26 protein-coding genes are annotated in these 22,710 nt (G+C 71.0%); 8 read left to right on the forward strand and 18 right to left on the reverse strand.

Annotation, left to right across the window (positions count from 1 at the left end):
- Positions 1 to 3 precede the first annotated feature (3 nt).
- Positions 4 to 993, forward strand: coding sequence for a Bug family tripartite tricarboxylate transporter substrate binding protein (locus tag GON04_RS10725; RefSeq protein ID WP_157397870.1), 990 nt, complete (start codon positions 4 to 6; stop codon positions 991 to 993).
- Between the two features lie 537 nt (positions 994 to 1,530).
- Here the strand turns inward: GON04_RS10725 and GON04_RS10730 are convergent.
- The 11 genes from GON04_RS10730 to GON04_RS10780 all read right to left on the reverse strand — a co-directional run bounded on the left by GON04_RS10730 (position 1,531) and on the right by GON04_RS10780 (position 11,187).
- Entirely contained in the window at positions 1,531 to 2,310 is a 780-nt protein-coding gene (locus tag GON04_RS10730) for an SDR family oxidoreductase (protein WP_157397871.1), read from the reverse strand.
- Positions 2,311 to 2,325: 15 nt separating this feature from the next.
- A complete protein-coding gene (locus tag GON04_RS10735; RefSeq protein WP_157397872.1) occupies positions 2,326 to 2,775 on the reverse strand; it encodes a RidA family protein in 450 nt (149 codons plus the stop codon).
- The gene (locus GON04_RS10740; RefSeq protein WP_157397873.1) at positions 2,762 to 3,115 is read right to left on the reverse strand and encodes a hypothetical protein; all 354 of its coding nucleotides are present in this window, start codon (positions 3,113 to 3,115) and stop codon (positions 2,762 to 2,764) included. The genes GON04_RS10735 and GON04_RS10740 overlap by 14 nt, the downstream gene beginning before the upstream one ends.
- Positions 3,115 to 4,098 carry a Bug family tripartite tricarboxylate transporter substrate binding protein gene (locus GON04_RS10745; protein ID WP_157397874.1) on the reverse strand — a complete coding sequence of 328 codons (984 nt, stop codon included), beginning with the start codon at positions 4,096 to 4,098 and terminating at the stop codon, positions 3,115 to 3,117. The genes GON04_RS10740 and GON04_RS10745 overlap by 1 nt, the downstream gene beginning before the upstream one ends.
- A 17-nt stretch (positions 4,099 to 4,115) precedes the next feature.
- On the reverse strand, positions 4,116 to 5,585 hold the full coding sequence (locus GON04_RS10750; RefSeq protein ID WP_157397875.1) for an aldehyde dehydrogenase: 1,470 nt from the start codon (positions 5,583 to 5,585) through the stop codon (positions 4,116 to 4,118).
- Positions 5,582 to 6,376 carry an aspartate dehydrogenase gene (locus GON04_RS10755; RefSeq protein ID WP_181653989.1) on the reverse strand — a complete coding sequence of 265 codons (795 nt, stop codon included), beginning with the start codon at positions 6,374 to 6,376 and terminating at the stop codon, positions 5,582 to 5,584. The genes GON04_RS10750 and GON04_RS10755 overlap by 4 nt, the downstream gene beginning before the upstream one ends.
- Before the next feature lie 3 nt (positions 6,377 to 6,379).
- Positions 6,380 to 8,047 carry a thiamine pyrophosphate-binding protein gene (locus GON04_RS10760; RefSeq protein WP_232532972.1) on the reverse strand — a complete coding sequence of 556 codons (1,668 nt, stop codon included), beginning with the start codon at positions 8,045 to 8,047 and terminating at the stop codon, positions 6,380 to 6,382.
- Complete coding sequence (locus tag GON04_RS10765; protein WP_157397876.1) at positions 8,044 to 8,907, reverse strand: IclR family transcriptional regulator; 864 nt, start codon at positions 8,905 to 8,907, stop codon at positions 8,044 to 8,046. Before GON04_RS10765 ends, GON04_RS10760 begins: the two co-directional genes overlap by 4 nt.
- Positions 8,904 to 9,728, reverse strand: coding sequence for an alpha/beta fold hydrolase (locus tag GON04_RS10770; protein WP_157397877.1), 825 nt, complete (start codon positions 9,726 to 9,728; stop codon positions 8,904 to 8,906). The genes GON04_RS10765 and GON04_RS10770 overlap by 4 nt, the downstream gene beginning before the upstream one ends.
- A gap of 14 nt (positions 9,729 to 9,742) precedes the next feature.
- Positions 9,743 to 10,252 (reverse strand): cupin domain-containing protein, encoded by a 510-nt coding sequence (locus GON04_RS10775; RefSeq protein WP_157398470.1) that lies wholly within the window; start codon positions 10,250 to 10,252, stop codon positions 9,743 to 9,745.
- A 152-nt stretch (positions 10,253 to 10,404) separates the two neighbouring features.
- Positions 10,405 to 11,187: an SDR family oxidoreductase gene (locus GON04_RS10780; RefSeq protein ID WP_157397878.1), complete on the reverse strand. Its 783-nt coding sequence runs from the start codon at positions 11,185 to 11,187 to the stop codon at positions 10,405 to 10,407.
- Positions 11,188 to 11,378: 191 nt separating this feature from the next.
- On the opposite strand from GON04_RS10780, the gene GON04_RS10785 reads away from it, so the two are divergent.
- Positions 11,379 to 11,720 (forward strand): hypothetical protein, encoded by a 342-nt coding sequence (locus GON04_RS10785; RefSeq protein WP_157397879.1) that lies wholly within the window; start codon positions 11,379 to 11,381, stop codon positions 11,718 to 11,720.
- A gap of 3 nt (positions 11,721 to 11,723) precedes the next feature.
- On the opposite strand, the gene GON04_RS10790 is transcribed toward GON04_RS10785, so the two are convergent.
- The 6 genes from GON04_RS10790 to GON04_RS10815 form a co-directional block, all read right to left on the reverse strand.
- Complete coding sequence (locus tag GON04_RS10790) at positions 11,724 to 11,915, reverse strand: DUF3606 domain-containing protein (RefSeq protein WP_157397880.1); 192 nt, start codon at positions 11,913 to 11,915, stop codon at positions 11,724 to 11,726.
- A gap of 67 nt (positions 11,916 to 11,982) precedes the next feature.
- Positions 11,983 to 13,146 carry a radical SAM family heme chaperone HemW gene (gene hemW / locus GON04_RS10795; protein ID WP_220132915.1) on the reverse strand — a complete coding sequence of 388 codons (1,164 nt, stop codon included), beginning with the start codon at positions 13,144 to 13,146 and terminating at the stop codon, positions 11,983 to 11,985.
- Positions 13,147 to 13,217: 71 nt separating this feature from the next.
- On the reverse strand, positions 13,218 to 13,823 hold the full coding sequence (gene rdgB, locus GON04_RS10800) for an RdgB/HAM1 family non-canonical purine NTP pyrophosphatase (protein WP_157397881.1): 606 nt from the start codon (positions 13,821 to 13,823) through the stop codon (positions 13,218 to 13,220).
- A 43-nt stretch (positions 13,824 to 13,866) separates the two neighbouring features.
- Entirely contained in the window at positions 13,867 to 14,592 is a 726-nt protein-coding gene (gene rph / locus GON04_RS10805) for a ribonuclease PH (RefSeq protein ID WP_157397882.1), read from the reverse strand.
- Between the two features lie 54 nt (positions 14,593 to 14,646).
- Positions 14,647 to 15,549, reverse strand: a complete 903-nt coding sequence (locus tag GON04_RS10810) for a PP2C family protein-serine/threonine phosphatase (RefSeq protein WP_157397883.1) — start codon at positions 15,547 to 15,549, stop codon at positions 14,647 to 14,649.
- Between the two features lie 10 nt (positions 15,550 to 15,559).
- Positions 15,560 to 16,555 carry a serine/threonine protein kinase gene (locus GON04_RS10815; protein WP_157397884.1) on the reverse strand — a complete coding sequence of 332 codons (996 nt, stop codon included), beginning with the start codon at positions 16,553 to 16,555 and terminating at the stop codon, positions 15,560 to 15,562.
- 69 nt (positions 16,556 to 16,624) lie between these two features.
- Here GON04_RS10815 and GON04_RS10820 point away from each other — a divergent pair, with 69 nt between their 5' ends.
- From GON04_RS10820 to GON04_RS10835, 4 genes are all read left to right on the forward strand, one after another.
- A complete protein-coding gene (locus GON04_RS10820; RefSeq protein ID WP_157397885.1) occupies positions 16,625 to 17,539 on the forward strand; it encodes a YicC/YloC family endoribonuclease in 915 nt (304 codons plus the stop codon).
- Positions 17,540 to 17,558: 19 nt separating this feature from the next.
- On the forward strand, positions 17,559 to 18,179 hold the full coding sequence (gene gmk, locus GON04_RS10825; protein WP_157397886.1) for a guanylate kinase: 621 nt from the start codon (positions 17,559 to 17,561) through the stop codon (positions 18,177 to 18,179).
- Positions 18,180 to 18,191: 12 nt separating this feature from the next.
- Positions 18,192 to 18,395, forward strand: a complete 204-nt coding sequence (rpoZ, locus tag GON04_RS10830; protein WP_135262476.1) for a DNA-directed RNA polymerase subunit omega — start codon at positions 18,192 to 18,194, stop codon at positions 18,393 to 18,395.
- A gap of 187 nt (positions 18,396 to 18,582) precedes the next feature.
- Positions 18,583 to 20,853 (forward strand): RelA/SpoT family protein, encoded by a 2,271-nt coding sequence (locus GON04_RS10835; RefSeq protein ID WP_181653990.1) that lies wholly within the window; start codon positions 18,583 to 18,585, stop codon positions 20,851 to 20,853.
- Here the strand turns inward: GON04_RS10835 and greB are convergent.
- Positions 20,842 to 21,408, reverse strand: coding sequence for a transcription elongation factor GreB (greB, locus tag GON04_RS10840; RefSeq protein WP_157397887.1), 567 nt, complete (start codon positions 21,406 to 21,408; stop codon positions 20,842 to 20,844). The two genes, GON04_RS10835 and greB, sit on opposite strands and share 12 nt — an antisense overlap.
- 124 nt (positions 21,409 to 21,532) lie before the next feature.
- Between greB and GON04_RS10845 the strand changes: the two genes are divergently transcribed.
- The gene (locus GON04_RS10845; RefSeq protein ID WP_157397888.1) at positions 21,533 to 21,823 is read left to right on the forward strand and encodes a hypothetical protein; all 291 of its coding nucleotides are present in this window, start codon (positions 21,533 to 21,535) and stop codon (positions 21,821 to 21,823) included.
- Positions 21,824 to 21,967: 144 nt separating this feature from the next.
- Positions 21,968 to 22,705, forward strand: a complete 738-nt coding sequence (locus GON04_RS10850; protein WP_157397889.1) for a hypothetical protein — start codon at positions 21,968 to 21,970, stop codon at positions 22,703 to 22,705.
- The last annotated feature ends 5 nt before the right edge of the window (positions 22,706 to 22,710 follow it).

The following is a 22,710-nucleotide window of genomic DNA, read 5'->3' on the forward strand; positions in this document are numbered from 1 at the left end:
CCGATGAGCCTCCGACGTCGTCATTTCCTCCAGGCTGCCGGCCTGGCGCTCGTGCCGCTGGCCGCCACCACCTCCGCGCTCGCGCAGGCACCGTGGCCCGCCCGGCAGGTCACCATCGTCGTGTCGTACCCGGCCGGCGGCGACACCGACCTGGTGGCGCGCGCCATCGCCGAGAAGCTGTCGCCCCGCCTGAAGGTGCCGGTGCTGGTGGACAACCGCCCGGGCGCGGCCGGCACCGTGGGCAACACCTACGTGAGCAAGGCGCCGGCCGACGGCTACACGCTGCTGCTGACGCCCAAGACATTCACCACCGCGCAGATGGTGCTGAAGCTGCCGCCGGGCGCCGGCTACGACGTGCTGAACGGCTTCGATCCCATCGTCACCGCCGCCTACCAACCGCTGATCCTGGTGGCCAACCCGCAGGCCGGCTACAAGACCGTGCCCGAGATGGTGGCGGCCGCCAAGGGCGGCAAGAACGTCACCTATGCCAGCCCGGGCAGCGGCTCGCCGATGCACATCGTGGGCGAGTGGCTGAACCGCGAAGCCGGCGTGAAGATGCAGCACGTGCCGTACAAGGGCATCGCGCCCTCGGTCACCGACGTCGTCGCCGGCCACGTCAACACGGCCTGGCTCACCCCCGGCGTGGTGTCGCAATACGTGCAGGACAAGCGCCTGGTGCCGCTGGCCATCGCCGACGCCAAGCGCTCGCCGCTGGTGCCCACCGTGCCGACCCTGGTCGAAGCCGGCTACAAGGACATCGTCAACACCTCCTGGATGGGCCTGTTCGCGCCCAAGGGCACGCCGCCCCAGGTGCTCGCGACGCTGAACAGCCACGTCAACGAGATCCTGAAGATGCCCGACGTCGCCGAGAAGATCATCGCCGTCGGCTCCACCCCGGGCGGCGGCACGCCGGAACTGCTGGGCAAGCTGAACGCGGATGAATTCAAGGTCATGGGGAAGGTGATCAAGGATCTGGCGATCACGGCGGATTGAGTCCGCCACGGCGGACTCGGTCCGCCGGCATACGCGCCGGCCCATCTCAAGCGGAGCTCCCTCACCCAAGGCCTTCCCGAGCAGGGAACCCTCTCTCCCCAACCCTCTCCCCCGAGGGGGAGAGGGAGCGGAGCTTCATGGCGTGAAGGCCGCGGCGCGTGAATCGGGCGTGCTTGCGGCCGAGGCTGTCAATGGCAGGGCCTCGTCATCGCGAGGTTGACCGGCAGCCCAACGCGTCGTCATCGCAAGGCTGACCCACAGTCCAACGCGGTCGTCATTGCGGGCTTGACCCGCAATCCATCTCCTGTTGCCCGATCGCGCCCCATCCGCGTTCCGGCGATGGATGCCGGGTCAAGCCCGGCATGACGGACCTTGTCATCCCCTCGCAACGCAGGCCGACCGGCGCGGCTCCGAATGCGTGCGCGGCCACGGCACCTTCAAGCTCCGCCCCTCTCCCCCTCGGGGGAGAGGGTTGGGGTGAGGGGGTTCCCTGCTCGGGAAAGCCTTGGGTGAGGGGGTTCCCTGCCTGGGGAGAAGTTAGAAAACCCCGGGGTACGACCCCCCATCCAGCAAGATGTTCTGCCCGTTGATGTACCCGGCATGCACGCTGCACAGGAACGCGCAGGCCTTGCCCAGTTCCGCCGGGTCGCCGAAGCGGTGGGCGGGGTGCTTGGCGAGGCGGCGTGCGCGCACCTCCTCGACCGTCAGCCCCTCGCGTCGCCCCTGGGCGGCGAAGTTGCCGGCCAGGCGCGCGGTGTCGAAGGTGCCCGGCAGCAGGTTGTTGATGGTGACGCCGCGGCCCACGGTGCTGCGCGCCAGGCCGGCCACGAAGCCGGTCAGGCCGGCGCGGGCGCCGTTGGACAGGCCCAGGATCTCCAGCGGCGACTTCACGGCGCTGGAGGTGAGGTTGACGATGCGGCCGAAGCCGCGCTCCATCATGCCGTCCACCGTGCCGCGGATCAGCTCGATGGGGGCCAGCATGTTGGCGTCCACGGCGGCGATCCAGTCGTCGCGCGTCCACTGGCGGAAGTCGCCCGGCGGCGGCCCGGCGGCATTGGTGACCAGGATGTCGAACGCCGGATGCTGCTCGAGGATGCGCGCGCGCCCCTGCGGCGTGGTGACGTCCGCTGCCACCCAGTCGACCGCGCCGGGGCCCAGTGCGGAAAGCGCGGCGGCGGCCGCGCGCAGCGGCGCCTCGGTGCGCGCCACCACGACCACGTGCACGCCCTCCTCCACCAGCGCCTGCGCGCAGGCATGGCCCAGTCCGGCGCTGGCGCCGCACACCAGCGCCTTGCGTCCCGCGATCCCCAGATCCATGGCTCGTCCTCCGGTTCAGGCGGCGGGCTCAACGGCCTGGCGCAGGTCGACGTCCAGCCGTGCCCAGGCGTCGATCTCGACGCGCAGTTCGGGAAACACCAGCCCGCCCACCGCCACCAGCGTCGAGCAGGGATAGTGGCCCTGGAAGAAGTCCCGGCGGGCCCGCCCGACCTCGTCCTTGTCGGCGATGTCGGTGACGTACACCACGGTCTTCACGATGTTGTGGCGGTGCCCGCCGGCGGCCTGCACCAGCGCCTCCAGCTTGCCAAGCACCAGCAGGGTCTGCTCGTAGGCGCCCAGCGGCGCACCGCGCGCGGCCGCCTCGCGGCTGGCCGGGTGCGCGGTCATGCCGGACAGCACGACCTCGTGGCCGATCCGCCAGCCGTTGGCCCAGGTCGCGGTCGGCAGCTCGGGCACCTGCGGCGCGCGCACGCGCAGCGCCGCGGTGGTGTCACTGGCCGCCATGGCGCACCCGCTCCTTGATGCGCTCGCGCACCGGCACGAAGTCGTAGGTCGGGTAGACCTCGGTCGAGAACACGCCCCAGGCGGAGCGTTCCAGCTCCAGGTTCACCAGGCCCAGCAGGTGCGGCGGCAGCTCCAGCGTGACGATCTGGCCCAGGCCCATGGCGACGGTCCAGGACACCACGCGCGTGCCGGGCACCGGGAAGCGGTCCCACCACTGGCTGGCCTTGAGCCTGGCCTGTACGTCGTCGAGCACCAGGCCCGGGTGGTGCTTGAGCACGATGGTCAGCAGCACGTTGCCGGACTCGGGCGTTCCGGACGGCGCGGCAGCGGCGTCGGCCATCACTCGGCCTGGATGTTGCGGGCCTTGATGATGCGGGCCCAGGTCGCCGTCTCGGCCTTGATGTGGGCCGCGAACTCGGCCGGCTTCTGCGCCACTTCCTGCAGGCCCTGGGCATGCAGCTGCTCGCGCACGGCGGGCTGCGACAGGATTTCGGCGGCGTCGCTGGCCAGCCTGGCGACCAGCTCCGGCGGCGTGCCGGCGGGCGCCAGCACCCCATACCAGGACGTCACCACCACGCCGGGAATGCCCTGCTCCTTGAGCGTCGGGATCTCAGGCGCCACCGTCTTGTCACGCACGTCGTCGGTGATGCCCAGGGCCACCAGCTTGCCCGACTTGATGAAGCCCAGGGCCGCCGGCAGGTTGGTGAACATCAGCGGCACGGTGCCGCCCAGCACGTCGTTGAGCGCCGGGGCGGTGCCCTTGTACGGCACGTGCAGGATGTCGATGCCGGCCTGCTGCTTGAACAGTTCGCCGGCCAGATGCAGGCCGCTGCCCACGCCCGGGCTGGCGTACGACAGGGTGTTCGGCTTGGCCTTGGCCTGCTCGACGAGCTCCTTGACGTTGCGCAACTTCGCGCCCGGGGCGGCCACCAGCACGTTGGGCGTCTTGGCCAGCATGGTGATGGGCGCGAAGTCCTTGTCGATGTTGAACGGGAAGTTCGCCATCAGCGTCGGGTTGATGGTCAGGTTGCCGGCCGGGATGACCAGCAGCGTGGTGCCGTCCGGCTTGGCGCGCTTGACTTTGTCGATGCCGATGTTGCCGGCGGCGCCGGGCAGGTTCTCCACCACCGCCGGCTTGTTGTAGCGCTTGGCCAGGCCGTCGGCCAGCATGCGCGACAGCGTGTCCACCGGACCGCCGGGCGGGAACGGCGCGACGATGGTGATGCGCTCGCCGCCGGGCTGGGCCCAGGACAGTTGCGGCAGCAGGGCCGCGGCGGCGGCCACGGCCAGCAGGGAGCGGCGGGAAAGCAGGAAGGTGTGCATGCGTGTGGTTTCCGTTGTCAATCGGCCCAGGGCAGGGGCGCGTCGTTCAGGCCCCAATAGAAGCTTTTCTGCGCGGTGTACTCGAGGATGCCCAGGCGGCCCTTCTCGCGGCCGGTGCCGCTTTGCTTGACGCCGCCGAACGGGGTGCTCACCGAGAACAGCTTGTAGGTGTTGATCCAGACGGTGCCGGTCTGCAGCGCGCTGCCGATGCGCCAGGCCGTCTTGTAGTCGCGGGTCCAGATGCCCGATGCCAGCCCGAACACGCTGTCGTTGCACTGCGCGAGCAGGTCGGCCTCGTCGGTCCAGGGCAGCAAAGCAAGAACAGGGCCGAAGATCTCTTCCTGGCACATGCGCGCCCCGTTGGGCAGGCCCTCGAAAACGGTGGGCAGGTAGTAGCTGCCGCGGCCGTACGCCGCGCCGTCGGGCCGGCGGCCGCCGGCCAGCAGCTTGCCGCCCTCTTCCAGTCCCAGCCCGACGTAGCGCTCCACCGAGGCGCGGTGGCCCTGGTTGACGAGCGGGCCCATCTGGGTGGACTCCAGCGCCGGGTCGCCCACGCGCAGCGCCTGCACGGCCTGGAGCAGGCGCGCCTTGAAGGCGTCGTAGACGCTGGCGTGCACGAAGGCGCGCGAGCCGGCAATGCACGACTCACCGGAGGAACTGAAGATGCCGTAGAGGACGCCCTTGACCGCGTGGTCCAGGTCGGCGTCGGCGCAGACGATGGTGGGCGACTTGCCGCCCAGCTCCAGCGAGGTGGGCATGAGTTTGTCGGCCGCCAGCCGGGCGATGCCCAGGCCGACGGTGGTGCCGCCGGTGAAGGCGATGCGCCGGACCAGCGGTTGCTTGACCAGGGCGTCGCCCACGATGGACCCCTTGCCGGGCAGCACGCTGAGGATGCCGTCGGGCACGCCCGCGTCCTGCGCGATGCGGGCCAGCTCGATCGCCATGCGCGGCGTGATCTCGGCCGGCTTCATGACGACGGCGCAGCCGGCGGCCAAGGCCGGCGCGATCTTCTGCGCCTCGCTGGCGATGGGCGAGTTCCACGGCGTGATGGCGCCGACCACGCCGAGCGGCTCGTGCACGCTCATGGTCAGATAGTCGCCGCGCGCCGGCGTCAGCTGGTCCTCCCAGGTCTCGCAGGCGGCCGCGAAGAACTGGAAGGTGCCGGCGGCACTGGCCACCAGGGCCCGGGTCTCGTTGACCGGCTTGCCGTTGTCCAGGCGCTGCAGCTGCGCCAGCTCCTCGCCGCGGCTGCGGATGCCGGCGGCGATGCGGTGCAGGATGGCGGCGCGCTCGTGGCGCTTGAGCCCGGCCCAGGAGCGCTGCCGGCGGGCCTGTTCGGCCGCCTGTACCGCCTCGTCGACGTCGGCGGCGGTGGCGGCGTGCAGCGTGGCCACGGTGCTGCCGTCGTGCGGGTACTCGGTTGCGTACTGGGGGCCGGAGGCATCGCGCCAGCGGCCGGCGATCAGGGTCTGGAGCTGCTCGGTCATAGGGTCACCGGCGATGTGCGGTTGGAGAGGAAGCGCAGCGCGGACAACACCGTGAGCGCCGAGGTCTTGGGGTTGTCGGCCAGCGGCTGGCCGCGCATGGTGATGGCCATCTCGCCGAAGGCGCCGCGCACGCGGATCTCGTGGATGTTCTCGGTCACGCCGGGGTCGGCCACCAGCTGCACGCGGGTGCGGTCCAGGCCCAGCCCGGCCAGTGCGATGGTCGCGGCCACGTTGGCGTTCTTCGGATACAGGCGCGCCGCCTCGCGCGCGCTGGCCTCGAGGATGACGGTGGGCTCGCGCAGGGCGCGCAGGTCGAAGGACTGCTCGGCTGGCGTGCCGCTCCAGCTGCCCGGCGGCTTGCGCCCGGTGTAGGTGACGTCGTCGAGGCCGGCCAGGCGCGCCGCCGCCAGCGCGTCGACGCCGCCGATCGCGCCCGACAGCAGGTGCACCTGGGCCGCCCCGCGCCGGGCGGCCGCCTCCAGCTGCTCCAGCATGCCGGGCTCGGACACCGCGCCCACCGACAGCACGGCGCACTCGACGCCGCGCTCCAGCGCCGGCAGCACGTGCTCGAGCAGGGCCGAGTGGCCGGCGCATTCCAGCAGCAGCCGGGTGCTGGCGGGCACCGTGGAGCAGGCCTCGATGGAGGCCGGCAGCGCCGCCTGGGTTGCGTCGCGGTGGTGCGGCGGGACCACGACGTGGGTGATGCGCACGCCCGGGAGGGCGGCGCTGCGCTGCACCAGCGAACGGCCGATCGCGCCGTGGCCCACCAGGGTGACTTGCTGCTCGGGCACGGTTCAGTCCTTCTTCAGGATGGGGCCGGCGAACTTGGCCTTGAACGGGCCCCAGGCCGCCATGTCGACTTCGACGACCACCGGACCGCGCAGGGCGGCGGCCTGGGCCAGCACCTCGCCGGTGGCAGCCGGGTCGTTCAGCAGCAGGTGGCGGGCGCCCAGGCTGGCGCAGAAGTCGGCGAAGCGGGGCGTGTGCAGTTCGACGTACGCATGGCGGCTGCCGTACAGGTCGTCCTGGATGTTCTTGATGACGCCGTAGCGGCTGTCGTTCATCAGCAGCACCACCAGGTCCGCCTTCTCCTGTACCGCGCAGGCCAGCTCGCCGACGTTGAGCATGAAGCCGCCGTCGCCCACCAGGGCCACGGTGCGGCGCTGCAGCCCGTGCTGCGCGTCGGCGACGGCAGTGCCGATGGCCATCGCCAGGCCCTGGCCGATGCCGCCGCCCAGCGCGTGCACGCCGGCCCGCGGGTGGTCCAGCACCGGGGCGCGGTTGCCCCACATGCTGTTGGACAGCGTGATGTCGCGCACCCACCAGAGTGCATTGCCGAACTGCGCCTGGACCCCGTCCTTCAGGGCCACGTAGGCACCGAGCGCGGCGTCGACGGCAGTCGCCGCCGCGGCCCGCGCGCGCTGCACGTCGCCGACCAGGGCCGGGTCGACCTGCATGCGGCCTTCCAGCAGGTCGGCCAGCGCGTTCAGGGTGCGCTCGGCATCGCCGTGCACGAACAGCTCGCTGGCATAGCCGCGGTTGTGCGCGAGCGGGTTGGCATCGATGCGGTACAGCGCTTCGGGCAGCTTGAGCCGGTAGCGCAGCGTTTCGTTGCTGCGCAGGCGCGAGCCCACCACCAGCATCGCGTCGCAGGTGCCGTACAGCTGCTCGGCGGCTGGCTGCAGGTTGTACGAGCCGAGGCAGGCCGGATGGTCCTCGGCCACCACGCCGCGACCCTGCACGCTGGTGACCACGCCCCAGCCCATGGCGACGAAACGGGCGACCGCCTGGCTGGCGCCGCGGGCGCCGCCGCCCAGCCACAGCAGCGGCCGGCGCGCCTCCTGCAGCCGCGCGGCCAGGGCGCGCACCGCCTCGGGCGCCGGTTCGGCGGGAGCCACCGGCAGCGGATCGAGTTCGGCCGGCAGGTCGAGCAGGCGGGCCTGGATGTCGATCGGGATCTCGATGCTCACCGGGCCGCAGGGCGGCGTGAAGGCCAGCCGCGCCGCTTCGCGCAGGGTGGCCAGAGCGGTCTCGGCGTTGCGGATGCGGAAGGCCGCCTTGCCGACCGCCTGCAGCATCTGCAGCTGGGCCGGTGCCTCGTGGATGTAGCCCAGGTCGCGGTCCAGGTAGTCGGACTCGATCTGCCCGGTCAGGTGCAGCAGCGGCGTGCCGGCGGTCAGCGCCTCGACCAGCGCGCCGGCCGCGTTGCCGGCGCCGGTGCCGGTGCTGGTGACGCACACGCCCAGCGTGCCGGTGACGCGGGCGTAGGCGTCGGCCATGTTGCAGGCGCCGGCTTCGCCGCGCGCCGACACGAAGCGGATCTCGCCGCGCCGGTGGAACGCGTCGAGGATGGGCATGTTGTGGATGGAGATCACGCCGAAGGCGGCGCGCACGCCGCAGCGCTCGAGGAAGCGGGCGGCGAGTTCACCAACGGTGATGCGGGTGGGCATGGAAGCGGTCATGCGGATGTCCTGGAGGCGGCGCTGCCGCCCGGATGGGGGATGTGGGCCAGCATCTGGCTGAGCGCGCTGGCGGCCTGGCGGACCTTGGGCACCAGCGTGCCGGCCTGGTCGGCGCTGATCTGCTGGGCCGGCACGGTGATGCTGATGGCGGCGGCCACTTCGTGGCGGTCGTTGTGGACCGGGGCCGCGATGGTGGTGATGCCGGTCTCGAAACCGCCCTGGCTGATGCCGTAGCCGTTGGCGCGGTCGGTGTCGATCAGGGCCCTGAGCTGCGCCAGCGTGGTGGGCGTGCGCGGGGTGAAGCTCCTGAGCGGTGTCGTCGGGTAGAGCTGGGCCAGCTCCTGCATCGTGAGCTCGGACAGCAGCAGCCGCCCCAGCACGGTGGCGTGCGCCGGCAGGCGGGCGCCGACCTGGATGGAGTGGAACAGCGCGTTGGCGCCAACCGCCTTGGCGACGAACACCACGTCCTGGCCGTCGCGCACCACCAGGTGGGCGGAGTAGCCGGTGTCGGTGCGCAGCTGCTCGATGATGGGCCGGCCCAGCTCGGTCACCTCCATCGAGGCCAGGTACTCGAAGCCCAGGCGCAGCACGCCGATGGCGAGCCGGTAGCTGGCGCTGTCGGGCACGCGTTCGACGAAGCCGGTCTGCTCCAGCGTCTGCAGCAGCCGGAACACCGAGGCGCGCGGCAGCTCGAGCCGGCGCGCCAGTTCGGCGCCGGACAGTTGCGGCTCGGTGCGGCTGAAGCAGGTGAGCAGCTGCAGCCCGCGCGCCAGCCCCGGCACCAGGTAGCGGCTGTCCTCGGCGGCCGGCGCGTCGGCCTCGGCCTCGGGGACGGATTTGGTCGCGGCCGTGCGGCTCATGCGGCGCTCTCCTCGATCAGGCGGCTGACGGCCCCGGGTGCCTCGACCGCGCAGGCATGACCGACCGGGCCGAGCGAGACATAGGGCAGGTGCAGGCGCTCGGCCAGGGCCCGGCAACCGGCCGGCGGCGTGATGCCGTCGGCGTCGCCGCAGCCGACGGTGACCGGGCAGCGGACCTGTTCCAGCAGGCCGGCCAGGTCGGCGTTCGCCAGCATGTGGGTGGCCTGGGTGTAGCCGGCCGGGTGCACCCGCGCCATGGTGGCACCGACCTCGGCGATCTGTTCGGGCGTGGCCGCGGGCGACAGCATGGCCGGCGCGCGGCGCTGCGCCATGCCGGCCGGGCCATACGTCTGCAGGTTGTGCAGGCGGTCGCGCAGCTTGGCTTCGCGCACCGCCGCATCGGCCCGGCCATAGCCCTGCGCCGGCGACAGCAGCAACAGGCGCTGCACGCGCTGCGGCTGCGCCGCGGCGGCTGCCGCCGCCATCAGGGCACCCAGCGAATGGCCCACCAGCACCAGCGGCCGCTGCTCACCCAGCGCGTCCATCCATTGCCACAGGCGGGCGGCGTAGTCATGCGCGGTCGGTTGCGCGGCCGGCAGCGGCTGGCTCTCGCCGTAGCCGGGTGCGTCCCAGGCCAGCACGCGGAAGCGGCCGCCCAGCTGGTCGAGCTGGCGCAACCAGCTCGGGGCGCCCGAGCCGATGCCGTGCAGCAGCACCAGCGGCCGCTCGCCGGTGGCTTCGCGGTAGCCGATGGTGCCGCCGGCGGTCGCACAGCCGTGCGACGGGAAGCGGGGCGACAGCGACGGGGTCTGGGTGGACATGGCGGGTGCCCGGATCAGCGCTGCAGGTCGCGCTTGATCTTGGCCAGCGGCGAGTCGGGCGGGTAGACCGGCGTGATCGGCCTGGGCGAGCCGAGCATCACGCACATCAGGGCGTCCTCGTCGCCGATGTTGTGCTCCTCGCGGTAGACACCGGGGGGCACCGAGATCAGGTCGCGCTCCTGCAGCACGGCCTCCCAGCGCTGGCCGTCCTTCTCGCAGACCACCTTCATCGCGCCGCGCAGCACGAAGAAGACCTCTTCCACGTCGTAGTGGATGTGCGAGGGGCCGATGTTGCCGGCCGGGATCACCATGGTGGAGAAGGTGAAGTGGCCCGAGGGCACGGTGTTCACGTCCTTCATGACGCCGGTGCCACCGGTGCCCACGTAGCGCATCTGCGCGCGGCGGTACGTGGGGTCGTAGTCGGCCTGGAACTTGAGCGCGTCCCAGTCGTAGCGGCGGGTGGACCTGCGGGCCACGCGGCTTTCCATCCAGTCGGCGAAGCTCTGGCCCGGCTGGGCGAGCATGGCGGCCTGGATCTCGGATTCGGGCGGGGTCTGCGGGTCGAGCAGGCCGAGGGCGTTGAACTGCGGCTCGTTGGCGGCGGCGAGGGACATCGAAGGCTCCTGGAGGGATGGAGGAAGGAGGAAGAAAAGCGGTAGCGGGCGACCCGGGCGGGTCAGTGCATGACAAAGCCGCCGTTGACCGGCAGCACCTGGCCGGTGACGTAGCAGGCGGCGTCGGACAGCAGGAACAGCACCGGCCCGGCGACGTCGGCCGGCACCTGGGCACGCGCGATGGCGCGCCCTTCCTGGTAGTAGCGGTGGCGTGCCTCGGGCACGTATTCGGTGGCCTCGACCAGGGTGAGGCCGGGGGCGACGGCGTTGACGGTGATGCCGTCGGCGCCCAGCTCGCGCGCCATCGCGTGCGTCATGGCGATCACGGCGCCCTTGCTGGCGACGTAGGCCATCAGGCGGGGAGCGCCCCACAGGGCGGTGTCGGAGGCGAGGTGGACCACGCGGCCGCGGCCGGAGGCGGCCAGGAACGGCCGGGCGGCGACGGTGGCCAGCCAGGTGCCGCGCACGTTGACATCCATCACGCGGTCCCAGGTGTCCACGCCGATCTCTTCCATCGGCTTGCCGCCCGAGTTGGTGATGGCGGCGTTGTTCACCAGGCCGTCGAGGCCGCCCAGGCGCTCGGCCGCCTGCGCGGTGGCCTGGGCGATCGATTCGGGCGACGCCAGGTCCATGGGCAGGTAGAAGGCGGCGCCGGGATGCGCCTGGGCCAGCTCGGCCGCGACCTGCTCGCCGCGTTCGTGCAGGATGTCGGTCAGCGCCACCTGCGCACCCTGCGCCACGCAGGCGCGGGCAAACGCCTCGCCCAGGCCACGCGCCCCGCCGGTGACGAGGATCCTGCGGCCGCTCAGGAGCGGGCCGGCGGAAGAAGTACTTGTGTTTTGCATATGAAACGCTGATTCATCCAAGTAACGCACCGGATTCTGGCACGGTTTGGCCCCCGTGGCCGATTCCGAGTGGTCGGCAGGGGCATTGGATGGATGCGTGCGCGGCTGGACGTCTGGCGCGCCGGCGCCCGGATCGGGATCGGGCGGGTGGCGCTGGCGCCCGGGTGGAACGCTGCGCTAGGATCTTTTGCGTGAGCTACGACGATCTGCTGCGCGAGTCCCTCGGCCATGGCTGCAACCTGCCCAAGGCCATGGAGTTCCTGCGCGCGGCCGGCGCCTCGCCGGCCGAGGCGGCCCGCTCGGTCGCCGAGGTCACCGGGCTGGGCGACGAGCTGGCCCGCCAGACGGTGCGGGACTCGCGCGCCTGGAGCGGCCCTCGCTCAGGCATGCAACTGGCCGGCGAGCGGCGCAGCTGGTACGGCGCCATCGGCCAGCACGGGCGCTCGGGGCACGGCGCCTCCAGCGTGCTGCCGCACCTCGGTCGGAAGGCGCAGACCCAGGCCCAGCACGGCACCGACCAGCCGGCCGGCTGACGCTCAGCGGGCGCGCGCCTGCTCGCAGATGAACTGGCGCACCTTGTCGGCGCGATCGCCCACGGCCTGCACGGCCTCCTTGATGCGCTCGGGCGTGGTGCTCATGCTCCTGGCCCAGTCGCGCAGTTCGTAGGCCTCGTTGACGTCGATGCGCTCGCGGTCCTGGCCGCCCACCTTGGTCTTGTCGTCGGACATGCACTGCTCCTTCGAAGCGCCCATGGTGGACGGCACCACGCCGGCGTCTGTAGGACGGGCCGGCCAATCACTCGCCGACGAACAGCTCCTGCAGGTCGGACAGGAAGTCGAAGCCGCGCCCGGTCGGACGCACCGTGTCGCCCTGCCGCTCCAGCAGCCCGCGCCGCTCGGCCTCGGCCAGCTGGGGCGCGATGGCCGACAGCGGCAGGCCGGTGCGCTCGAAGAACGACTGCAGCGAGAAGCCGTGCCGCAGGCGCAGCGCGTTGAGCATGAACTCGAACGGCAGCTGGGCGCGCCCGACCTCCTGTTCCTGCGCGATGGCGCGGCCGGCGAGCGCGTTGTCCATGTACAGCCGGGGGTCGCGGAAGCGGATCTGGCGCACCACGCGGTGCGCGAAGCTCAGCTTGCCGTGGGCGCCCGCGCCCAGCCCCAGGTAGTCGCCGAACTCCCAGTAGTTCAGGTTGTGCTGGCAGGCATGGCCCGGCTTGGCATAGGCCGAGACCTCGTAGCGCTCCAGCCCCTGGACGGCCGTCACCTCGGTGATGCGGTCGAGCATGGCGTAGGCCAGGTCATCGTCCGGCAGCGGCGGCGGGTACTTGGCGAACAGCGTGTTCGGCTCCACGGTCAGGTGGTAGACCGACAGATGCGGCGGCAGCAGCGCCAGGGCCTGGCCGAGGTCGCGCTCCAGGCCCGCCAGGTCCTGCCCCGGCAGCGCGTACATCAGGTCGAGGTTCCAGGTCTCGAAGGCCGCGGCGGCCTCTTCGGCAGCGGCGACGGCCTGGGCCCGGTCGTGCACCCGGCCCAGCGCCCGCAGGTGGTCGTCGTCGAAACTCTGCACCCCGATCGACAGCCGGGTGATGCCGGCGTCGCGGTAGCCACGGAAGCGGTCGCGCTCGAAGGTGCCGGGATTCGCCTCCAGCGTGATCTCGCAGCCCGGCTCGAGCTTCAGCCGCGCGCGCAGGTCGCCCACGAGGCGCGCGATGGCCGCGGGCGGAAACAGGCTGGGCGTGCCGCCGCCGATGAAGACGCTGTGCACCGTGCGCCCCCAGACCAGCGGCAGCGCGGCCTCGAGGTCGGCCAGCACGGCGTCGAGGTAGCGGTCGAACGGCGGCTCGCCGGCCACCTCGTGCGAGTTGAAGTCGCAGTACGGGCACTTGCGCAGGCACCACGGCAGGTGGACGTACACCGACAGCGGCGGCAGGGCCGGCAGCTGCAGCAGGCCCGGCCGCATGTAGTGCGCGAGGTCGCGCGCCGGTACGGCCGGCTGGGAGTCCGCCTGCACCGGCACGCGGATGGGAATGCTCACAGCCAGCGCTCCCGGATCAGCTGCACCATCTGGCGCGCCGCCTGCCCGCGGTGGCTGTTGGCGTTCTTCACCTCGGGCGCGAGCTGGGCGAAGGTGCGGCCGAAGGACGGCAGGAACATGACGGGGTCGAAGCCGAAGCCGTGCTCGCCGGCCGGCTCGCGCGCGATCTCGCCGACCGCGCGGCCGACCGCCACCAGCGGCTCGGGATCCTCGGGCGAACGCACCCCCACCAGCGTGCTGACCAGCGCGGCGCGGCGGTCGTCGACGCCGCGCATCTGTTCCAGCAGGGCCCGGACGTTGTGCTCATCACCCTTGGGATAGCCGAACTGGGTGGCGTAGTAGGCGGTGTCGACGCCCGGCAGGCCGCCGAAGGCGTCGACGCACAGGCCGGCGTCGTCGGCGATGGCCGGCAGGCCGCTGTAACGCGCCGCATGGCGCGCCTTCACCAGCGCGTTCTCGAGGAAGGTGCGGAACGGCTCCTCGGCCTCCGGGATGCCGAGCTCGCCCTGCGGCACGAGCTGCAGCCCGAGCGGCTCGAGCATGGCCCGCAGCTCGGCCAGCTTGCCGCGGTTGTTGGAGGCCAGGACGATGCGCGAAGACATGGCCGATTGTCGCCCGCCCGACCCGGCGGGACGGGCCGCGGGGTCAGCCCTCGAGCGCGCGGCGCTGGTGCTCGACGAGCTCGGCGACGCCCTTGTCGGCCAGGCGCAGCAGCTGGTCCATCTCGGCCCGGGTGAACGCCACGCCCTCGGCGGTGCCCTGCACCTCGACGAAGTGGCCGGCGCCGGTCATGACGACGTTCATGTCGGTGTCGCAGGCCACGTCCTCGACGTACTCGAGGTCGAGCATGGGGATGCCCTGGACGATGCCCACCGATACCGCGGCGACCGGCCCGGTGATAGGCGAGACCGCCAGCTTGCCGGTGGCCATCAGCTTGTTGACCGCGTCCTGCGCCGCCACGAAGGCGCCGGTGATGGCGGCCGTGCGGGTGCCGCCGTCGGCCTGCAGCACGTCGCAATCGAGGTGGATGGTGCGCTCGCCGAGCTTCTTCAGGTCGAACACGGCCCGCAGCGAACGCCCGATGAGGCGCTGGATCTCCTGCGTGCGGCCGCTCTGCTTGCCGCGCGCGGCCTCGCGGTCGCTGCGGGTGTGGGTGGCGCGCGGCAGCATGCCGTATTCGGCCGTGACCCAGCCCTCGCCGCTGCCGCGCTTGTGCGGCGGCACCTTGTCCTCGACCGAGGCGGTGCACAGCACGCGGGTCTGGCCGAACTCGACGAGGACCGAGCCCTCGGCATGGATGGTGAAGCCGCGCGTGAGGCGCACGGGGCGGAGCTGGTCGGCGGCGCGGCCGCCGGTCCTGGTGTAAGCCATGGCTGGTTCTCGCAAAAAAGTCGGCGCCGCCCGCGCGGCGCCGGGACGCCGGCCTCAGCCCTTGCGGGCGGCCGAGCGCTTGATGGCCTCGTTGATCTCGGCGATGGAGCGCTCGATGGCGGCATCGTCCAGGTCGTCGATGAGCGTGTCCATCACGCCGGCCTGGATGGTGGAGGCGAACACGCCGTCGGAGATGCTGTCGGTGGACACGCCATGGGTGGACTCGAAGGCGTCGGGCGTTTCCCACTCGAGTGCGATGACGGTGACGTTGTCGCCGCCCGGGCCGCCGTTGCGCAGCGCCACCTCGACCAGTTCGGGCGTGCATTCGGAGACCGGCTTGCCGGCCAGGTGGCGCACGATCTCGGCGTCGGGGACGGAGCTCCACAGGCCGTCGGAGCACAGCATCAGCTTGTCGCCTTCCTGGAGCGTGACCGGGCCGGTGACGTCGAACACCGGCTTGGTGGGCGAGCCCAGGCAGGTGAAGAGGATGTTGCGGTTGATCTGCTGCAGCCGCGCCGCCCCGGGGCCGTGCTGCTCCAGGTACGAATGGTCGCGCGTGCGCGTGAGCAGTTCGCCAGCGCGCACCGCGTACAGGCGCGAATCGCCGCAATGCACCCAGGTGGCCGAGGTGCCCTGCAGGATGACCGCCACGACGGTGGTGCGCGGCGTGTCCAGCATGCCCTTCTCGCTGGCGTAGCGGATGATCTGGTGGTGCGCCGCCATCAGCGCGCTGGCCAGGAACTCGGCCGGGTCGGCCACCGTCGGCCGCGCGACCTTCTGGTACAGCGCCGAGATGGTCTGCAGCGCCAGCTGCGCGGCGACCTCGCCCTCGGGGTGGCCGCCCATGCCGTCGGCCAGGACGAACAGGCCCGATTCCCGCGTGTAGCAGTAGCCCATGCGGTCTTCGTTCTTCTCGCGGCCGCCCTTGCGGCTGATCTGGAAGACGGAGAATTTCATCGCCCGCGACTCACTTGAGCTTGGCGCCGACGGTCGCCTTCTTCTTGGTGTCCGACACCATGTTGTCGAACTGCAGGCGCATCTTCTCGCCCACGGTGAGCTTGGTGTAGCGCCGCTCGCCCTCGCGGCTGAGCTCCTTCTGCAGGGCGAACACCGACTGGGGGCGCGACAGCGGGTCGAGCGACATGCACCATTCGACCACCTCGATCAGGTTGTCCGAGTAGACCCCGCGCAGGCGCGACAGGGCCAGGGCCAGCCGGTCCTTCTCGAGGCGCTGCGGGGCGTCGTTGGGCGGGTAGCCCTGCATGCAGGCATAGATGCAGGCGCCGATGGCATAGATGTCGGTCCACGGGCCCATCGACGAGTCGCGCCGGTACATCTCGGGCGCGGCGAAGCCGGGCGTGTACATCGGCCGGATGAAGTTGCCTTCCTTGGACAGCACCTCGCGCGCCGCGCCGAAGTCGATCATCACCGCCTTGTTGTCGTCGGTGATGAAGATGTTGGCCGGCTTGATGTCCAGGTGCAGCATCTTGTGCTGGTGCACGATGCGCAGCCCGCGCAGGATCTCGTCGAAGAGCGAGCGGATGGTGGACTCGCGGAACACCTTCTGCTTCTTCAGCTCGCGCGCGGTGATGATGAAGTCCTGCAGGGTCGCGCCCTCCAGGTAGTTCATCACCATGTAGACGGTCTCGTTCTCGCGGAAGAAGTTCAGCACGCTGACCACCGAGGCGTGCGAGATCTGGGCGAGCGAGCGGCCTTCCTCGAAGAAGCTCTTGAGGCCCAGGCGGTAGAGGGAGAGTTTCTCGGGCTGCACCTGCGGCAGCAGCTCGCCGGGAGCGCGGCCGGCCAGCGAGGCGGGCAGGTATTCCTTGATCGCGACCTGCTGCCCTTCGTTGTCGACCGAGAGGTAGACCACCCCGAAGCCGCCGGCCGAGAGCTTTCGCACAACGCGGTAGCCACCGATCACCGTGTCCGGTGGCAAGGGCGCTGGCTTGACCTTTGACATAATTTGAGACTGTAGGGGCCTCGACCGCCCCGGTTATCCTCGGTATCCCGCAACACCCCTGAAGAGTCGATGGCAGTTTACAGCATGACCGGCTATGCCAGCGGCCAGCACAGCATGGCGCAGGCCGCGCCAGGTCAGGAAAGCCGAGGCCCGGCGGCCCGGGTGGGGCTGGAGATCCGCTCGGTCAACAGCCGCTTTCTCGACCTCTCCTTCCGCCTGTCGGAAGACCTGCGCCAGCACGAGCCTGCGCTGCGCGAACTGCTGCAGGGAAAGCTCAAGCGGGGCAAGGTCGAACTGCGCGCCGGCGTCGAGAGCGCCGCCTCCGACTCGGTGCGCGAACCCAGCGCGCGCCTGCTGCAGCGGCTGGCGTCGCTGCAGGACACCGTGCGCACCTGGCTGCCCGACGCCACCGCCCTGGGCGTGGCCGACGTGCTGCGGCTGGGCGCCGCCGACGAGGGAGCCCCGCGCGATCTGGCTGCGCCGCTGCAGGAGCTGGCGGCCAGGACGCTGGACGACCTGCTGGCCGCCCGCGCCCGCGAGGGCGCCCGGCTGGCCGACATGCTCCTGGGCCACCTGCAGCAGTTGCGCGAACTGGCCGCCCAGGCCAAGCCGCTGGTGCCCCAACTCGTCGAACAGCAGCGCGCGCGCTTCCTGGAGCGCTGGAACGAGGCCATGGGGCTGGCCGAGGGCGCCGCGACGCCGGAAGCCGCCCAGGACCGTGCCCTGAGCGAGGCCACCGCCTTTGCCATCCGCATCGACGTCGCCGAGGAACTGACCCGGCTGGCCGCCCACGTCGACGAGATCGAACGGCTGGTCCGCAAGGGCGGCGAAATCGGCAAGCGGCTGGATTTCCTGATCCAGGAACTGCACCGCGAAGCCAACACGCTGGGCTCCAAGTCGGCCGCGCTGGAACTCACGCGCATTTCCGTCGACATGAAGGTCCTGATCGAGCAGATGCGCGAGCAGGTCCAGAACATCGAGTAGGCGCACGAGCCCCACCTAGATGGACTACCCCGGCAACCTCTTCGTCGTCGCCGCCCCCAGCGGGGCCGGCAAGTCGAGCCTGGTCAAGGCCCTGCTGGAACTCGATTCCCAGGTGCAGCCCTCGGTCTCGCACACCACCCGGCCGCCGCGCGGCCAGGAAAAGCACGGCCGCGAGTACTTCTTCGTCTCGGCCCAGGAATTCGACCAGATGGTGCTGGCCGGCTCGTTCGTCGAGTGGGCCCACGTGCACGGCAAGCGCTACGGCACTTCCAAGAAGATGATCGAGGACCGCATCGCCCAGGGCGCCGACGTCATCCTGGAGATCGACTTCCAGGGCGCGCTGCAGATCAAGCGCATCTTCGCCAATGCGGTGCTGGTCTTCATCCTGCCTCCGAGCTGGGAGGAACTGCGCTCGCGCCTGGAGCGGCGCGGCGAGGATGCCCCCCACGTCATCGAACTGCGCCTGCAGAACGCGGCCGAGGAGATGGCCAAGGCGACGGAATTCGACTTCGTTATAATCAACGAGTTGTTCGAGCGAGCCCTTTTCGACCTGAAGGCCATCGTTCATGCCCAGCGCCTGAAGTATTCCGCCCAACGCCGCGCCCGGGCCGAGACCTTCGAGGCCCTCCACATCCCCTGACTTGAGACCGCCATGGCCCGCATCACCGTCGAAGACTGCCTCGAGAAGATCCCCAACCGTTTCCAGCTGGTGCTCGCCGCGACCTACCGCGCCCGCATGCTGAGCCAGGGCCACGCACCCAAGATCGAGAGCAAGAACAAGCCCGGCGTCACCGCCCTGCGCGAGATCGCCGACGGCAAGATCGGCCTCGAGATGCTGAAGAAGGTGCCCGGCTGAGCGCAGCCGGGCCGGGCATCCCGGCGCACGCCGGGATCCACGATCACCCACCGGGTCATGCACATCTCGTCCTGAACGGGCCACTTCCGGCCTGACCGGGCGTCGAGCCCGTCCAAAGAGCACCGCCCACGCGGTGCTTTTTTCTTGCTGCCGCGCGCCTCACCGGGCCTGCGGCTACATTAGGGGCGTGAGTGCCGTCCTCCCCTCCAGGACGGGCAAGGGCTCGCGCCCCACCCCCGTCCTCCCCAGTCCGGCCGCCGCCAATGCCGCGGCCGCCAGCTTTGCCGCGCTCACGGCGCGCCTGGACTACCTGGAGCCGGGCGACGTGGAGCAGGTCCGGCAGGCCTACCGCTTCGCCGACGAGGCGCACCTGGGCCAGATCCGCGCCAGCGGCGAGCCCTACATCACCCATCCCATCGCCGTCGCGGCGCAGTGCGCCGAATGGAAGCTCGACGCCCAGGCGCTGATGGCGGCCTTGCTGCACGACGCGATCGAGGACTGCGGCGTCACCAAGCCCGATCTCATCGAGCGCTTCGGCGCGCCGGTGGCCGAATTGGTCGACGGCCTGACCAAGCTCGACAAGCTGCAGTTCAACACCCGCGAGGAAAGCCAGGCCGAGTCGTTCCGCAAGATGCTGCTGGCGATGGCCCGCGACGTCCGGGTCATCCTGATCAAGCTGGCCGACCGCACGCACAACATGCGCACGCTGGACGACGTGCCGCGCGAGAAATGGGGCCGCACCTCGCGCGAGACGCTGGACATCTACGCGCCGATCGCGCACCGCCTGGGCCTGAACCAGACCTACCGCGAACTGCAGGAACTGGCATTCCGCCACCTGCGCCCGTGGCGCCACAAGGTGCTGGACAAGGCGGTTGCGCGGGCCCGCAGCCGCCGCCGCGACCTGATCCAGAAGGTGCAGCGCGAGGTCGAGCAGGCCTTCGAGTCCGCCGGCATGAAGGTGCGCATCGCCGGCCGCGAGAAGACGCTGTACTCCATTTACACCAAGATGGACGAGAAGCACCTGTCGTTCGCGCAGGTCACAGACATCTACGGCTTCCGCGTCGTCGTTCCGTCGGTCACCGACTGCTACACGGCGCTGGGCATCCTGCACCAGACCTACAAGCCGGTGCCGGGCCGCTTCAAGGACCACATCGCCATCCCCAAGGTCAACGGCTACCAGTCGCTGCACACCACGCTGGTGGGCCCCTCGGGCGTGAACGTGGAATTCCAGATGCGCACCGAGGCCATGCACGTGGTGGCCGAGTCGGGCGTGGCGGCGCACTGGCTGTACAAGGCCAACCCCACCGACGCCGACACCGCCGAGCGCCTGGGCACCAAGTGGCTGCAGTCGCTGCTGGACATCCAGCACGAGACGCGCGACGCCGCCGAGTTCTGGGACCACGTCAAGATCGACCTGTTCCCCGACGCCGTCTACGTGTTCACGCCCAAGAGCCAGATCCTGGCGCTACCGCGCGGCGCGACGGTGGTCGACTTCGCGTACGCCATCCACAGCAACGTGGGCGACCGCACCGTGGCCGCCAAGATCAACGGCGTGCAGGTGCCGCTGCGCACGGAGCTGAAGAACGGCGACGTGGTCGAGGTCGTGACGGCCGCCGTGTCCACCCCCAATCCGGCCTGGCTGGGGTTCGTGCGCACCGGGCGCGCGCGCTCCAAGATCCGCCACCACCTGAAGTCGCTGGCCCAGGCCGAATCGCAGGAACTGGGCGAGAAGCTGCTCGCCCAGGCGCTGCGCGCCGAAGGCATCGAACGGTCGCCGGCCGACGACGAGGAACACCACGCCATGTGGGAGCGGCTGCTGCGCTTCACCGGCAACAAGAGCCGGGCCGAGCTGCTCACTGACCTGGGCCTGGGCAAGCGCATCGCGGGCATCGTGGCCAAGCGCCTGATGACGCTGATGACCGAGCGCGGCGAGCGCCCCGACGCCCTGCTCATGACCCGCGAGCGCTACACCGCGCACGAGAACGTCTCGCAGGGCGGCGTGGTGCTCGATGGCAGCGAGAACGCCTCGGTGCAGTTCGCCGCCTGCTGCCGTCCGGTGCCGGGCGATGCCATCGTGGGCTACCTCGGCCGTGGCGAAGGCCTGGTGGTGCACATGGAGGACTGCGCCGTCGCACGGCGGCTGCAGCACAAGGACAGCGAGCGCTTCATCGGCGTCGAGTGGGCCGACGAGCCGGTACGGCCGTTCGAGACCATGGTCATGGTGACGGTGGCCAACACCAAGGGCGTGCTGGCCCGGGTGGCGTCGGCGCTAGCCGGTGTGGAAGCCGACATCACCCACGTCGACATGGACGACGACCGCGGCCAGGACGCCACCGACCTGCGCTTCCTGATCGCCGTGCGCGACCGCGCGCACCTGGAGGCCGTCATGCGCACCCTCAAGCGCACGCCCTCGGTGATGCGCGCCCAGCGGCTGCGCGCCGGGCACTCAGGCAGCTGACGCGGCCTGCGGCGCCGGGTAGCGCACCTCCAGCACCTCGACCTCCTGCACGCCGGCAGGCGTGACGAGCTTGACCACGTCGCCTTCGGCGGCCTTGAGCAGCGCACGCGCGATCGGGGAGATCCAGCTCACCTGGCCGTGCAGGCTGTCGGCCTCGTCGATGCCCACGATGGTGATGGTGCGCTCGGCGCCCGACTCTTCCGCATAGGAGACCGTGGCCCCGAAGAACACCTGGTTGTGCCCGTGGTGCAGCGTGGGATCGGTGACCTCGGCGATCTCGAGCCGCTTGGTGAGGAAACGGATGCGGCGGTCGATCTCGCGCAGCCGCTTCTTGCCGTACAGGTAATCGCCGTTCTCGGACCGGTCGCCGTTGCTGGCGGCCCAGTGCACGACCTCGACCACCTTGGGCCGCTCCTCGTCGATCAGCTGCAGCAGTTCGGCCCGCAGCCGCGCGTAGCCTGCGGGGGTGATGTAGTTGCGGCCGCTGGGCGGCAACGCCGGACCTGCGTCCTCGTCGTCCTCGCTGTCGGTTTCACGGGTGAACGCCTTGCTCATGATCCCAAGCATAGCCACCGGCGGCGGACGCGTCGGCGTCGCTGTCCTACATGCGGCGTCGTCCCTTTCTGCCCCTGCTGCTGCTGGGCCAGCCCCACCATCGCGCGAAGGAGAACCGCCGCCCATGACCACGCGCCTGATCAACCCGACCGCCGAAGATGCCCACTGGCAGCTGAGCTTCCGCACCGAGCCGTACTACCGCGCCGGGCTGGGCTACGACGACTATGGGCCGGCCTACCGCGTGGGCTACACGGCGCCGCTGCGCCGCAGCGGCCGTTTCGACGAGCTGGAGGACACGCTGCGGCTGGACTGGGAACGGGTCAAGGGCCGCTCCCGCCTCACCTGGGACGAGGCGCGCGGCGCCGTGCAGGCAGCCTGGGCACGGGTGTGCGACGAGGAAGTGCTGGCGGCCTGAAGCCGGCAAGCGCGACACCGGTGATCTCCTACACCCCCCGATGTCATCGCCTGACGATGATTCACGGCCCCGCTCCCAACAATCCAGTCACATGAACCGAGCAGTCAGGCCAGCAACGTCGCCGAATTCCACAAGGCTCGCCCGATGAGCGTCGCCGCCCAGACTCAGGGCACCGCGCAGGCCCAGCCGTCCGCGCGCCGCCCCCGCACCAACGCCGAAGCGGCCCGCTACGGCGTGCTGCGCCGGCTTGCGCCCGCGCTCAAGCACGACATGGTCGTCCACCTGCAGGCGGTTGCCATGCTGGCCGAAGTGCTGACGGCGCGGCTGGAGCGCGGCACGCCCTCGCCTGCCGACCTCGAGGCCAGCATCGGCAAGATGAACCGGCTGGCGCGCGACGCCGTGATGACGTCGCTCAAGGTGGCGGCCTGGATCTCGCCGTCGGACGACGAGACGACCCGCCTGCGCGACGGCGTGGACGACTGCGTGGCGCTGCTGCGCAGCAGCTTCAACTTCCGCGGCTGCACCCTGGCCAACGAGGTGCCGGAGGCCGACTTCGAGGTGTCCCGCGTGGCCCTGCGGCACCTGGTGGCTGCTTCGCTGCTGTCGATGGCCGACGCCGCCGGCAAGCCCAGCGACCTTGTTGTGCTGGCCGAGATCTCGCCCGGCTTCGCGGTGCTCACCGTGCGCTGCACGCCGCGCAGCGACGACGACGGCGCAGTGGACGCCATCGCGGCGGAGCCCGGCTACCGGGCCCTGGACTGGAACGACGTGCAGGCCCTGGCGCTGTCCGAGAGCATCGAGCTGCTGCGCACGCAGGACCAGATCGTCATGCGCATCCCGCGCATGGTGGCGACGACGCCGCTGCAGATCGCGCCGGTCTGACGGCT

This window comes from Ramlibacter pinisoli, assembly GCF_009758015.1.
GTDB lineage: Bacteria > Pseudomonadota > Gammaproteobacteria > Burkholderiales > Burkholderiaceae_C > Ramlibacter > Ramlibacter pinisoli.

Coding starts and splice junctions, on each gene's coding strand:
- hemW (WP_220132915.1), bottom strand. CDS start 13,146: ATGCGGCCGGGCCTGCTGCAGCTGCCGGCCCTGCCGCCGCTGTCGGTG.
- GON04_RS10775 (WP_157398470.1), bottom strand. CDS start 10,252: ATGCTCGCCCAGCCGGGCCAGAGCTTCGCCGACTGGATGGAAAGCCGC.
- GON04_RS10735 (WP_157397872.1), bottom strand. CDS start 2,775: ATGGCGGCCAGTGACACCACCGCGGCGCTGCGCGTGCGCGCGCCGCAG.
- gmk (WP_157397886.1), top strand. CDS start 17,559: ATGGACTACCCCGGCAACCTCTTCGTCGTCGCCGCCCCCAGCGGGGCC.
- GON04_RS10740 (WP_157397873.1), bottom strand. CDS start 3,115: ATGGCCGACGCCGCTGCCGCGCCGTCCGGAACGCCCGAGTCCGGCAAC.
- greB (WP_157397887.1), bottom strand. CDS start 21,408: ATGAGCAAGGCGTTCACCCGTGAAACCGACAGCGAGGACGACGAGGAC.
- GON04_RS10725 (WP_157397870.1), top strand. CDS start 4: ATGAGCCTCCGACGTCGTCATTTCCTCCAGGCTGCCGGCCTGGCGCTC.
- GON04_RS10790 (WP_157397880.1), bottom strand. CDS start 11,915: ATGTCCGACGACAAGACCAAGGTGGGCGGCCAGGACCGCGAGCGCATC.
- GON04_RS10765 (WP_157397876.1), bottom strand. CDS start 8,907: ATGAGCCGCACGGCCGCGACCAAATCCGTCCCCGAGGCCGAGGCCGAC.
- GON04_RS10850 (WP_157397889.1), top strand. CDS start 21,968: ATGAGCGTCGCCGCCCAGACTCAGGGCACCGCGCAGGCCCAGCCGTCC.
- rdgB (WP_157397881.1), bottom strand. CDS start 13,823: ATGTCTTCGCGCATCGTCCTGGCCTCCAACAACCGCGGCAAGCTGGCC.
- GON04_RS10810 (WP_157397883.1), bottom strand. CDS start 15,549: ATGAAATTCTCCGTCTTCCAGATCAGCCGCAAGGGCGGCCGCGAGAAG.
- GON04_RS10815 (WP_157397884.1), bottom strand. CDS start 16,555: ATGTCAAAGGTCAAGCCAGCGCCCTTGCCACCGGACACGGTGATCGGT.
- GON04_RS10845 (WP_157397888.1), top strand. CDS start 21,533: ATGACCACGCGCCTGATCAACCCGACCGCCGAAGATGCCCACTGGCAG.
- GON04_RS10780 (WP_157397878.1), bottom strand. CDS start 11,187: ATGCAAAACACAAGTACTTCTTCCGCCGGCCCGCTCCTGAGCGGCCGC.
- GON04_RS10745 (WP_157397874.1), bottom strand. CDS start 4,098: ATGCACACCTTCCTGCTTTCCCGCCGCTCCCTGCTGGCCGTGGCCGCC.
- rpoZ (WP_135262476.1), top strand. CDS start 18,192: ATGGCCCGCATCACCGTCGAAGACTGCCTCGAGAAGATCCCCAACCGT.
- GON04_RS10760 (WP_232532972.1), bottom strand. CDS start 8,047: ATGACCGCTTCCATGCCCACCCGCATCACCGTTGGTGAACTCGCCGCC.
- GON04_RS10730 (WP_157397871.1), bottom strand. CDS start 2,310: ATGGATCTGGGGATCGCGGGACGCAAGGCGCTGGTGTGCGGCGCCAGC.
- GON04_RS10750 (WP_157397875.1), bottom strand. CDS start 5,585: ATGACCGAGCAGCTCCAGACCCTGATCGCCGGCCGCTGGCGCGATGCC.
- rph (WP_157397882.1), bottom strand. CDS start 14,592: ATGGCTTACACCAGGACCGGCGGCCGCGCCGCCGACCAGCTCCGCCCC.
- GON04_RS10770 (WP_157397877.1), bottom strand. CDS start 9,728: ATGTCCACCCAGACCCCGTCGCTGTCGCCCCGCTTCCCGTCGCACGGC.
- GON04_RS10820 (WP_157397885.1), top strand. CDS start 16,625: ATGGCAGTTTACAGCATGACCGGCTATGCCAGCGGCCAGCACAGCATG.